Source organism: Rhodococcus sp. NPDC004095 (assembly GCF_053604015.1).
On record NZ_JBSGGS010000016.1, the window covers coordinates 88144 to 99143 of the forward strand.

12 protein-coding genes are annotated in these 11000 nt (G+C 68.3%); 5 read left to right on the plus strand and 7 right to left on the minus strand.

Annotated features, from left to right (window positions below; translation table 11 throughout):
- Nucleotide 1 precedes the first annotated feature (1 nt).
- From ACWEPG_RS24715 to ACWEPG_RS24725, 3 genes are all read left to right on the plus strand, one after another.
- Nucleotides 2-589, plus strand: coding sequence for a dTDP-4-dehydrorhamnose 3,5-epimerase family protein (locus ACWEPG_RS24715; RefSeq protein ID WP_452595553.1), 588 nt, complete (start codon nucleotides 2-4; stop codon nucleotides 587-589).
- Between the two features lie 59 nt (nucleotides 590-648).
- The gene (locus ACWEPG_RS24720) at nucleotides 649-1578 is read left to right on the plus strand and encodes a S1C family serine protease (protein ID WP_452595554.1); all 930 of its coding nucleotides are present in this window, start codon (nucleotides 649-651) and stop codon (nucleotides 1576-1578) included.
- A gap of 312 nt (nucleotides 1579-1890) precedes the next feature.
- On the plus strand, nucleotides 1891-3012 hold the full coding sequence (locus ACWEPG_RS24725) for a S1C family serine protease (protein ID WP_452595555.1): 1122 nt from the start codon (nucleotides 1891-1893) through the stop codon (nucleotides 3010-3012).
- On the opposite strand, the gene ACWEPG_RS24730 is transcribed toward ACWEPG_RS24725, so the two are convergent.
- A complete protein-coding gene (locus ACWEPG_RS24730; protein ID WP_450115621.1) occupies nucleotides 3009-3476 on the minus strand; it encodes a GtrA family protein in 468 nt (155 codons plus the stop codon). The two genes, ACWEPG_RS24725 and ACWEPG_RS24730, sit on opposite strands and share 4 nt — an antisense overlap.
- Before the next feature lie 182 nt (nucleotides 3477-3658).
- Here ACWEPG_RS24730 and ACWEPG_RS24735 point away from each other — a divergent pair, with 182 nt between their 5' ends.
- Entirely contained in the window at nucleotides 3659-5110 is a 1452-nt protein-coding gene (locus ACWEPG_RS24735; protein ID WP_450115622.1) for an FAD-binding protein, read from the plus strand.
- On the plus strand, nucleotides 5110-5871 hold the full coding sequence (locus ACWEPG_RS24740) for a decaprenylphospho-beta-D-erythro-pentofuranosid-2-ulose 2-reductase (protein WP_450115623.1): 762 nt from the start codon (nucleotides 5110-5112) through the stop codon (nucleotides 5869-5871). Before ACWEPG_RS24735 ends, ACWEPG_RS24740 begins: the two co-directional genes overlap by 1 nt.
- A gap of 82 nt (nucleotides 5872-5953) precedes the next feature.
- Here the strand turns inward: ACWEPG_RS24740 and ACWEPG_RS24745 are convergent, their stop codons facing one another.
- From ACWEPG_RS24745 to cysC, 6 genes are all read right to left on the minus strand, one after another.
- On the minus strand, nucleotides 5954-6826 hold the full coding sequence (locus ACWEPG_RS24745; RefSeq protein ID WP_452595556.1) for a TIGR03619 family F420-dependent LLM class oxidoreductase: 873 nt from the start codon (nucleotides 6824-6826) through the stop codon (nucleotides 5954-5956).
- 11 nt (nucleotides 6827-6837) lie between these two features.
- Nucleotides 6838-7902: a DUF1214 domain-containing protein gene (locus ACWEPG_RS24750; protein WP_452595557.1), complete on the minus strand. Its 1065-nt coding sequence runs from the start codon at nucleotides 7900-7902 to the stop codon at nucleotides 6838-6840.
- A 25-nt stretch (nucleotides 7903-7927) separates the two neighbouring features.
- Nucleotides 7928-9070, minus strand: a complete 1143-nt coding sequence (locus ACWEPG_RS24755) for a sulfotransferase family protein (RefSeq protein ID WP_450117249.1) — start codon at nucleotides 9068-9070, stop codon at nucleotides 7928-7930.
- Nucleotides 9071-9095: 25 nt separating this feature from the next.
- Nucleotides 9096-9902, minus strand: coding sequence for an SDR family oxidoreductase (locus tag ACWEPG_RS24760; RefSeq protein ID WP_450117248.1), 807 nt, complete (start codon nucleotides 9900-9902; stop codon nucleotides 9096-9098).
- Nucleotides 9899-10258, minus strand: a complete 360-nt coding sequence (locus tag ACWEPG_RS24765; RefSeq protein WP_450117247.1) for a nuclear transport factor 2 family protein — start codon at nucleotides 10256-10258, stop codon at nucleotides 9899-9901. Before ACWEPG_RS24765 ends, ACWEPG_RS24760 begins: the two co-directional genes overlap by 4 nt.
- Before the next feature lie 40 nt (nucleotides 10259-10298).
- Nucleotides 10299-11000, minus strand: a 702-nt coding sequence (cysC, locus tag ACWEPG_RS24770; protein WP_452595558.1) for an adenylyl-sulfate kinase, incomplete at its 5' end; no start/stop codon positions are given.

Sequence of the window (11000 nt, forward strand, 5' to 3'; positions counted from 1 at the left end):
CGTGGAATTTCGTGAACTGAGCATCCCCGGCGCGTGGGAGATCACCCCCCGGCAGTTCGGCGACGACCGCGGCGTCTTCCTCGAATGGTTCAAGGACTCCGCCTTCCGGGACGCGGTCGGGCAGCCGCTGGAGCTGCGCCAGGCGAACTGCTCGGTGTCCGCGGCCGGGGTGCTGCGCGGGGTGCACTTCACCGACCACCCGCCCGGCCAGGCCAAGTACGTCACCTGCGTGCGCGGCGCGTTCCTCGACGTGATCGTCGACCTGCGCGTCGGCTCCCCCACCTTCGGAACCTGGGACTCGGTGCTGATCGACGACGTCGACCGCCGCGCGGTCTACCTGTCCGAAGGCCTCGGGCACGCGATCCTCTCGCTCGAGGACGCCTCGACGGTGATGTACCTGTGCTCGATCGAGTACAACCCTGCCCTGGACCGCGACCTGAATCCCCTCGACCCGGACCTGGCCATCGACTGGCCCACCGTCGGCCGCGACGGCCGCCCGCTCGACTACCAGCTGTCCGACAAGGACGCCGCCGCGCCGCCGCTGGCGCAGCTGCTCGCGGACGGGGTGCTGCCGACCTTCGCCCGGTGAGCGGCTCCGCTGTCGGCGAAACCGGGCATGCCGGCGGCCTCCACGGTGTTCCACCGGTCATGGCCGGTGACGACGAGGCGCTGGACGCCTACTCGGCGGTGGTGACCGGGGTGGCTCGACGGGTGCTGCCCAGCGTGGCCAGCCTGCGGGTGCGCCTGCCTCGGGGCACGGGCGCAGGCAGCGCGAGCGTGCTCACCGCCGACGGATTCCTGCTGACCAGCGCACACGTCGTCGGCGGTGCGTCGGCCGTCGAGGCGGCGTTCGCCGACGGCACCGAGATCCGGGCGGATGTCGTCGGCCGTGACGTGCTCTCCGACCTCGCGGTGCTACGTGCCCGCGGACCGGTGCCGCCCCCGCTCGACCAGGGAGACGCGGCACGGCTGCGCGTGGGCCAACTGGTCGTTGCGGTGGGCAATCCCCTCGGCCTGGCCGGCAGCGTGACCGCAGGCATCGTCTCCGGCCTGGGCCGCTCCCTGCCGACCAGCGAGGGACGCGTCGTCGACGAGGTGATCCAGACGGATGCGGCTCTGAATCCGGGCAACAGCGGGGGCGTGCTCGCCGACAGCGCGGGCCGGATGGTGGGGGTGAACACCGCGGTCGCCGGGATCGGCGTCGGCCTGGCGGTCCCGATCAACTCCACCACCCGCAGGATCATCGCGACGCTGATGTCCGCCGGGCGGGTGCGCCGGGCGTGGCTCGGCCTCGCCGGAGCCCAGGCCCAGCTGCCTGCGGCGCTGGCCGCCCGGACCGGTCGTCGGACCGGCCTGCGGATCGCGCAGGTCGTCGCGGGCAGTCCCGCCGATCGCGCCGGGCTGCGCACCGGGGACATCGTCGTCGCGGCCGGCGGCGCCGACGTCGCCACCGCGACCGCCCTGCAGTCGCTGATGATGGAGAACGCGATCGACCGCCCGGTGGAGATCACCGTCTGGCGGTCCGGGGCGCTCGTCGATGTGATCGCCGTGCCCCGCGAACTGAAGCCCGGCTCGTAGCGGTACGACGGACGTGACGATTCCGACCTTCCGGGAACTCGTGGAATATCCCGTCAACGGAGTAGGTTGGACCGTGCGACAGCGTCCGGGCATACCCCGGGTACCAAATTATTTCGTCGCTGCGAGCGACCACTTGCCGAGAGGCGATATGGCGGGCGTTGTCGCCCCGAAGCCGTCGACACCTTGCGTGTCGGCGGCTTCACTCTTTCTGTCCTGGCGGCCCATCTCCTTCGCACGGCGGACCATCCCGCAGCCGGTCCCCAGACGCAGTACGGTCGTTGCACACCAGTGCGCAGATTGAGATGCGGGGTCATGAACAGCACACCGGACCGAACGCGACCACAGCGCCGCCGCGTGTTGTCTGCCGCCCTGGTGCTCGTCGCGCTCGCCGGCCTGCTGCTCGTCGGACACGAACTACCGACACAGCCCACCCCGTCCGAGGTGCCGATCACGGCGGCGCCACCGCCACCGTCCCCTCCGGTACCGCTCGACGCGGCCGCGCTCGAGGCGCGAATGGTCCCGACCCTCGTAACCCTGAACGCGTCCGCGGGCGCACTCACCACCGCAGGCACCGGCATCCTGCTCAGCCCGGACGGCCTGGTGCTGACCAACCACCACGTCATCGACGGCGCCAACGACGTGAATGCGGTAGCCATGGCGACCGGCACCGGATACGACACCGAGATCCTCGGCTACGACCGGTTCCGCGACGTCGCGGTGCTGCGACTGCTCGGCGCGGACGGGCTGCCCGTCGCGCCGCTCGGCAGGTCCGCCGAACTGCGCCTGCAGGACGCGGTGACCGCGATCGGCAATGCCGACGGCGGCGGGGTGTTGCTGTCCGCGCCGGGCGTGGTCACCGGCCTCGGTGAGTCGGTGGTCGCCCGCAACTCCACCGACGGCAGCCGCAACCGGCTCACCGGGATGATCGAGGTGAACGCCGACATCCGGCCCGGTGACTCCGGCGGACCGCTCGTCGACGCCTATGGGCGGGTGGTCGGCGTCAGCACCGCGGGCAACACCGGCATGCGTCCCGATCCCGCCGAACCGACCACGGGCACCCCGATCCCGGTCGAGTCCTATGCGCTGCCCATCGACGACGCCGTCGCGATCGCCGTGCAGATCCGCACCGGGCGCTCCTCCGAGACCGTGCACGTCGGACCGACGCCGCTGCTCGGCGTCGCGGTCACCGACGTCGGGCAGACACAGGACGGCGCGAAGGTCGTCGCGGTCGGCGTGGACAGCCCGGCGGCGCAGGCCGGCCTGGTGCGCGGTGACGTCGTCGTCAGCTGGGACGGCCGCCCGATCCGCTCGCAGACGGACCTCACCGTCGAGATGACCGCCCGCAAACCCGGTGACCGGGTGGAACTCGGCTGGGTGGACGGCTCGGGACAGCGCCGCACCGCGACGCTGGTCCTCGCGACCGGAACCCCCTAGAGCTTGAAGATCACCGCGCGCTGGACGATGAAGTTGATCACCGTCGCGGTGCCCTGCGCGATGACGAAGGCCAGCGGCACACGCCACCAGGCGTCGTCGGGGAATTGACTGTTCAGCGCGGTGCTGATCCCGACCTGGACCGCGAACGTCACCGCGTACAGCGCGACGACGGCGATGAAGCGGGCCCGGCTCGGCTCGGCCTGGAAGGTCCAACGACGATTGAGCAGATACGCCGTGGTGGTACCGGCGACGAAGCTGATCGACTTCGCCACCACGAACGGCAACCCGGCCTTGAGCAGCACCACGAGCAGCCCGAAGTCCACGATGGCAGACAACCCGCCCGTCACTCCGAAGCGGATGATCTGCGTGATCAGCCCCACTCCCGGGGCGCCGGCCTCGTCGCGCAGTGGCAGATCGACGGCCGTCGGCAGATGCGGTTCGGGGGCATGCGGGGTTCCTGGCACGGGTCGAGGGTAGGCGACGGTCGCCGCCCGCTGTCGTCGAGCGTGCAGTTGTCGGGGCGTCGGCCGGGTGGCGGTGAAGCTCCCCCGAGCACGTCGTGCAGGGAGGTACCCCCCGGTGCACACTCGACGACAGCGGTCCGGCGAACCGCACGGATCTTGCCGCCCGAGTAACCTCTGTGGCGATGTCCACGACAGCAGACGAGGCGCCCACTGCCCCCGCGGCACCGCGGCCTCTGACCACCCAGACCCGAACCCTCACCGGATGGGGGCGCACCGCGCCCACCACCGCGGAGGTGCTCTCCACTCCCGACGTCGAGGTGATCGCAGCCGCGGTCGCCCAGGTCGCCGAGAAGAACGAGGGCAAGCCATCGCACCTGCGCCGCGGCGTCATCGCCCGCGGCCTCGGCCGTTCCTACGGCGACCCGGCCCAGAACGCGGGCGGCCTGGTCATCGACATGAATGCTCTGAACAAGATCCACCGGATCGACCGGGAGAGCGGCCTCGTCGAGGTCGACGCCGGCGTGAACCTGGACCAGCTGATGCGCGCGGCGCTGCCGTTCGGGCTGTGGGTTCCCGTCCTACCCGGCACCCGGCAGGTCACCATCGGCGGCGCCATCGGCTCCGACATCCACGGCAAGAACCACCACAGCGCCGGCAGCTTCGGCAACCACGTGGTCTCGCTGGACCTGCTCACCGCCGACGGGAAGGTCCGGACGCTGACCCCGAAGGGTGGCAGGCAGGACCCGAAGGGTGCGCTGTTCTGGGCGACGGTCGGCGGGATGGGCCTGACCGGGATCATCCTCAAGGCCACGATCCAGATGACGCACACCGAGACGGCGTACTTCATCGCCGACAGCGTGCGCACCAGCGGCCTCGACGAGACCATCGCCCTGCACAGCGACGGCTCCGAGAACAACTACGACTACTCGTCGGCGTGGTTCGACGCGATCTCCGCGCCGCCGAAGCTCGGTCGCGCCGCCGTCTCCCGCGGCTCGCTCGCCAAGCTCGACCAGCTGCCCGCGAAGCTGCAGAAGGATCCGCTGCGGTTCAACGCCAAGCCGCTGGTGACGTTCCCGGACATCTTCCCGAACGGCCTCGCCAACAAGTTCGACTTCACGATCGTCGGCGAGCTGTACTACCGGAAGACGAAGAACGCCACCGGGCAGGTTCAGAACCTGACCGCGTTCTATCACCCGCTCGACCTCTTCGGTGAGTGGAACCGCGCCTACGGTTCGAAGGGCTTCCTGCAGTACCAGTTCGTGGTGCCGACCGACGCGGTCGACGAGTTCAAGAAGATCATCGTCGACATCCAGCGGTCCGGGCACTACTCGTTCCTCAACGTGTTCAAGCTGTTCGGCGAGGGCAACCAGGCGCCGCTGAGCTTCCCGATGCGCGGCTGGAACGTCTGCGTCGACTTCCCGATCAAGGCCGGCCTGAACGAGTTCGTCACCGACCTCGACAGGCGCGTCCTCGAATTCGGCGGCCGGCTCTATACCGCGAAGGACTCGCGGACCAACGCCGAGACCTTCCACGCGATGTACCCGCGGATCGGCGAGTGGATCGCCACCCGCCGCAAGTACGACCCCACAGGCGTTTTCGCCTCCGACATGTCCAGAAGGCTGGAGCTGAACTGATGATCAACGCGGTGGGCAACCCCCAGACGCTGCTGCTGCTCGGCGGGACTTCCGAGATCGGCCTGGCCATCTGCGAGGAGTACCTGCGCAAGTCCCCGATGCGGGTGATCCTCGCCGCGCTGCCGGGTGATCCGCTGCGCGAGAAGGCCACCCAGCAGATGAAGAACGCCGGTGCCACCGAGGTCGACATCGTCGACTTCGACGCGCTCGACACCGAGTCGCACCCGAAGGTGATCGACGAGGCGTGGGCCAAGTCCGACGTCGACGTCGCCATCGTCGCGTTCGCCCTCGACGCCGACGCCGAGGAGCTGTGGCAGAACCAGCGCAAGGCGGTGCTGGTGGCGAATGTGAACTACACCGCGTCCGTCTCGGTCGGCGTGCTGCTCGCGGAGAAGATGAAGGCGCAGGGCTTCGGCCGGATCATCGCGATGTCCTCGGTGGCCGGCGAGCGCGTCAAGCGCGCCAACTTCGTCTACGGCTCCACCAAGGCCGGCCTGGACGGCTTCTACCTCGGTCTGAGCGAAGCGCTGGCCCCGTTCGGCCCGAAGGTGACGGTCGTCCGCCCCGGCATGGTGCGCACCCAGTTCAGCGCGCACGTCGACGAGGCACCGCTGACGGTGAACAAGGAGGATGTCGCCAAGCTGGCGGTCGCCGCGTCCGACAAGGGCAAGGAGATCGTCTGGGCGCCGGGCCCGTTCCGCTTCGTGATGATGGTGCTGCGGCACGTCCCGCGCGCGATCTTCCGCAAGCTGCCGGTCTAGTACCGCCGCGAACACCCGAACGGGAGTCCGCCGCACACCTTCTCGACAGGTGCGGCGAACTCCCGTTCGGCGTTTCGGGGCGTCAGGCGGCGATGACCTCGTCCGCGAACCGGCGGACCGCGTCGAGCCGGGCGGTGCGGCTGGTGAAATCGGCGCGGTAGAGGTACCAGGGCGAGACGCGGCACTCGGTGACGCCGATGTCCGCGAGCGCGCGATACTCGTCGAAATTCCGCACCCCGGTCGGGGACACGTTGATCTCGAACGGCTCACCGGCGCGACCGTTCTCGGCGCGGAGCTTCTCCAACCGCGTGATCGCGGTGGTCAACTCCTCCACCGGGACGTTGACGGAGATCCAGCCGTCGGCGAGACGCGCAGCGCGGCGCAGGCCGGGCTCGCTGTGGCCACCGACGTAGATCGGTACCGGCAGGTCTGGCGCCGGGCTGATCATCAGTCGGTCGAAATCGTAGTGTTTCCCGTGGAACTCGACCCACTGCGGACCGCCACCCGCACACACCGCCTTGACGATCTGGATCGCCTCGTCGGTGCGCGCACCTCGCGTGCGCATCTCGGTACCGGTGAACCGGAACTCCTCCGGAATCCACGACAGCCCGACGCCGACGGCGATGCGGTTGCCCGACATCACCGCCATGGTCGCGATCTGTTTGGCGGTCAGCAGCGGATCACGCAGCGGCAACTTCAGCACGTTGGTGTAGAAGCGCAGCCGCTCGGTGACCGCGGCCATCGCGGTCATCGCGATGAACGGGTCCGGCATCGGAGTCTCGCCCGACCACATGCGTTTGCCATCGGCCGTGTACGGATAGTCGGCCGACACCGTCTCCGGGTAGAACACCGAGTCCGGCATCGCGATCGAGTCGAACCCGACTTCCTCCGCGACCTGTGCGAGCTCGCACAGGTCGCGGGCGTCGATCATCGCCGCGGCGAGTGACCACTTCATTGCGCCGCCCCTCAGACCTTCACGACCTTCGACGTGGGAATCGGGTGCGAATCCGCCTTGATCCAGCGCATCGCCCACGTGCCCTCGGTGTGGAAGTCGGTGTCGATCCAGTTGCCGTAGCCCGGATCCTTGGCCGCCACCACGATGGTCAGCGTCCCGTCGTCGTTGAGCTTGGCGGTGTGGTTGTTGAGGTAGATGTTCGTCCGGTTGTAGTCGAGCGACTCGACCCAGAAGTTCTGCAGCACGAAGTTGAAGTACTCGCAGTTCGGCACCTCGGTCTCGATGACCCATGCCTCGTCCTCGGCGAGCTTCCAGTAGCCGTGGAAGTAGAAGATCGTCGGATCGCCGCCGGCCTTCTGGAACTGCTCCTGCCCGCGGTCGAAGATCTCGTTGGGCTGCGGCATGAAGTCGCGCGACCACTCGAGGAACGTGGCGGCCGAGCCCTTCAGCATGCCGATCGCCCGGTCCAGTCGCTGGCCCAGCTCGTCCTCGGTCAGCGGAACGAATTCGCCGTCCGGGTTGAGGCATTCGATGGACAGCTCGCCGGGCACCTCGGCGCGCCGGTTCGCGTAGGTCTGCCGCACGGAGATGAGGTTGCTCTCCGGATCCATCGGCAGCCACGCAGTGCCGTCCGCAGGCTTCTCCGCGCTTGCGATGAATTCGAAACGCCCGTTCTCGTCGACCTCGAGGTCGTGGATGTGCAGGTCACCGGTCTGCAACATGGTGCCGTCGATGTGGTAGCGGTTGACGCGGGAACCGAAGGTGATCAGCGGGATCGTGCCCCGGGTTCCGGTGATCCGGTAGGTGTACTTCCCGGAGATGTTGGCGCGCATGTAGATGTTGTCCGGGTTGTCGGCGCCGATCTTGGTCATCATGTTCGGGTTCGGCGCGGACGTGAACTGCGGCCACCGCGGGTCGGTGTACTCGACGCAGTTGATCGTCGCGTAGCGCAGCAGTCGTGACAGATAGCGCACGCCCTCGGCCTGTGTGAGCTCGTCCTGCGGGACAATCGGATCCGACAGGATGTTCCCGACCTCGAGCAGGTCGGTGCAGAACTTTTCCCAGGTGGCGTTCATTGTGAATTCCTATCCAGGTGAAGGGTCAGACGGCGGCGAACTTGGCGTCGACCTCGGCCGCGGTGATGCCGAAGTCTTCTAGCGAGTACTTGTGCGACGGGCGACGGTGGTCGGCGAGGCTGGCTTCGTGGGCAGCGCCGACCGCGCGGCGCGCCTCGTCGGAGAACGGCAGGGAGAACCGGTCGTAGACCGTCTCGGCCGTCCCGATCGGGTCGGCCACGAAGTCCCGGTAGTCGATGTCGATGAACTGCTCCGGATTGTGGCGGGCCCGGGCCTCCTGGAAGTTCGCGTTCCCGCGCGCCCACAGGTCCAACTGGGTCCGTCCGATGGTCTTGCGGTCGAAGGCCTTCGACATGTCGTGCCCGCCCTGCTCGGCCAGGCTGAAGGTCGACGCCATCGAGGTGTGCGGGTCGCGGAAGGTCCGGACGAACAGCGCGTCCGGAAAGACCTTCATGATGTCGTCGATCGCGAAGACGTGGCTCGGGCTCTTCAGAACCCAGCGGCGATCACGATCGTTCATACCGATCAGCTGCAGGTTCTTCTTGTACCGGGCGTAGGTGTCGGTCCAGTCCTGCTTCGCCAGCCACTCCGTGTACGACGGTACGTACGCCACGGTGTCGAACGAGGTCGACAGCAGCGTCTGCTGGAGCAGTCGCCAACACTCCTCGACCTCCTCGGCGCCCATGAAGTGCACCTTCATCAGGTCCGCCTCGTTCTGCTGGCGAGCACGGTAGAAGGCGTCGGCGCGGAGGAAATCGGGGTTCGCGGACCACGTCTCACGGGCGGGACGGGGCTGCGGCGCCTCGGCCAGCCACATCTCGACACCCTGGTTGGCAGGGTCGGCGCTGAGCAGGCGATGCAGCGCGGTGGTGCCCGTGCGGGTCAGTCCGCACATGAAGATCGGCCGCTCGATCGGAACGTCGACATGCTCGGGGTGCCGCGCGAACGCAGCCTCGCTGATCAGCCGGCCCCGGAGCGCGGACAGGATCATCTTGCGGGCGATCACCTTTCCGTGCGGGGTGAGGTCGGCTTCCCGCTCGAACGAGTCGAGCAGCACCGTCAGGCCCTTTAGGTACTCGTCGCTGCCGAAGTCGCCGAGGCCGGTCTCCTTGCGCGCCTGCGCGTGCAGGTCCTCGATGGAACCGATTCCGTCGTAATCCTGAGTCATTTCCTACATCCTTGCGAAAGGTGGATCAGTGATGTGCGTGGCCGCAGTTGACGTCCAGGCACTGCCCGGTGATCGCGCGGGCGAGGTCGGAGGCCAGGAAGATCACCGCGTTCGCGATGTCGTCGGGTTCCGGCAGCCGGCGCAGGTCGGTGTCTGCCGCGATCTCGGCGTAGACCTCGGCCGGGTCGACGCCGCGCTGCTCTGCCTGCTTCTGGACCATCGCCTTGACCCGGTGCGCCCAGATATAGCCGGGTGCAACGGAGTTCACTCGGACACCCATCGGGCCCAGCTCCACCGAGAGACTGCGGGCGAGCGCGAGCAGCCCGGCCTTCTGCACCCGGTAGGCACCGAAGTTCGGCAGCTGGTTGCGCAGCACCATCGAGTTGATCACCACGATCGACCCCTCGGACTTCTCCAGTGCGGGAGCGAGTTTGCGGGTCAGGTTGAGTGCGGCCAGCAGGTTGATGTCAAGGCCCTGCCGGACTGACTCGAACTCGGCGTCGAGCAGCCGCTCGTGCGGCGGCTGCACGAAAGCGTTGTGCACCACCGTGTCGACCGCTCCGAACTCGGCCAGCGCCGCATCGGCGAGATTCGTGACCGACGCGTCGTCGGTGAGGTCCGTCGGCACGGACAGCGCGGTACCGCCGAGTTCCCGGATCTCGTCGGCGACCTCCGTCAGCCGGGACTCGGTCCGCGCGGCCAGGACGACCCGGGCACCGGCGAGCGCGCTGCGCACGGCGACCGAGCGTCCCAACCCCTCACCGACACCCGAGACGACCACGACCTTGCCGTCGAGCATCGCCGGCATCACCGGCTGCAACCCCAAGGTCATACCTGCGCCTTGGGGTCCAGAACGACGCTCAGCGAGACGATCTTCCCGTCCTCACCGAATTCGAACAGGTCGGTGGACAGGAAGTCGGGCATGCCCTCGCGCTGCACGCGGAGCTGCATCGCCGCGAACCGGCCGGTGACGGTGATCGGCGAGTACCGGCTCACCGTGAACGCCACCTTCGCGTTCTCGGTGCCGAAGGCCCGGATCTCGTCGACACCGGTGTAGGTCCGCATGCCCAGCGGCTCGTGCTGGACCGCGTCCGCCGCGAACAGCGACACCAGCTGATCAACGTCGTGATCGCCGAGATGCTTGACGTACGAATCGATCACCGAACAGATTTCGTCTCGGGTGGGCACAGGGAACGCTCCTCGGGTGTGGTTGGTGAATCGGGCTGGATCAGGCGATGACGCCGCGGCTGCGGAGCTTCTCGACAATCTGAACTGCGGCCTCCGCGGGAGTCGTCACGGTCGTGTCGACTCGCAGCTCGGGGTTCTCCGGCGACTCGTACGGGGAATCGATGCCGGTGAAGTTCGTCAGGTCGCCCCGCCGCGCCTTCTTGTACAGCCCCTTCGGATCCCGCGACTCGGCGACGTCGATCGGGGTGTCGACGAACACCTCGCAGAAGCGGTCCTCGCCGATCAGCTCGCGGGCCGCGTCCCGCTCGGCCCGGAACGGGGAGATGAACGACGCCAGCACGACCAGCCCGGCATCGGCCATCAGCCGGGCGACCTCGGTGACCCGCCGAATGTTCTCCACCCGGTCGGCCTCGGTGAACCCGAGGTCCCGGTTCAGACCGTGGCGTACGTTGTCGCCGTCGAGCAGGTAGGTGTGGCAGCCGCTTGCGTGCAGTTGCCGCTCGAGCTCGTTCGCGATGGTCGACTTGCCGGACCCGGACAGACCCGTGAACCACAGCACCTGCGGCCGGTGACCGTTCAGGACCGCCCGGGACTCGGCGTTCACATCCACGGCCTGCCAGTGGATGTTGTCCGACCGGCGCAGCGAGTGCGCGATCATGCCCGCACCGACCGTGGTGTTGGTCAGCCGGTCGATCAGGATGAACCCGCCCGTGTCCCGGTTGTCGGCGTAGGCGTCGAACGG

Excerpts from the sequence above, each read along its gene's own strand:
- ACWEPG_RS24720 (WP_452595554.1), top strand. The coding sequence starts at position 649 with ATGGCCGGTGACGACGAGGCGCTGGACGCCTACTCGGCGGTGGTGACC.
- ACWEPG_RS24725 (WP_452595555.1), top strand. The coding sequence starts at position 1,891 with ATGAACAGCACACCGGACCGAACGCGACCACAGCGCCGCCGCGTGTTG.
- ACWEPG_RS24735 (WP_450115622.1), top strand. The coding sequence starts at position 3,659 with ATGTCCACGACAGCAGACGAGGCGCCCACTGCCCCCGCGGCACCGCGG.
- ACWEPG_RS24740 (WP_450115623.1), top strand. The coding sequence starts at position 5,110 with ATGATCAACGCGGTGGGCAACCCCCAGACGCTGCTGCTGCTCGGCGGG.
- ACWEPG_RS24745 (WP_452595556.1), bottom strand. The coding sequence starts at position 6,826 with ATGAAGTGGTCACTCGCCGCGGCGATGATCGACGCCCGCGACCTGTGC.
- ACWEPG_RS24750 (WP_452595557.1), bottom strand. The coding sequence starts at position 7,902 with ATGAACGCCACCTGGGAAAAGTTCTGCACCGACCTGCTCGAGGTCGGG.
- ACWEPG_RS24755 (WP_450117249.1), bottom strand. The coding sequence starts at position 9,070 with ATGACTCAGGATTACGACGGAATCGGTTCCATCGAGGACCTGCACGCG.
- ACWEPG_RS24760 (WP_450117248.1), bottom strand. The coding sequence starts at position 9,902 with ATGACCTTGGGGTTGCAGCCGGTGATGCCGGCGATGCTCGACGGCAAG.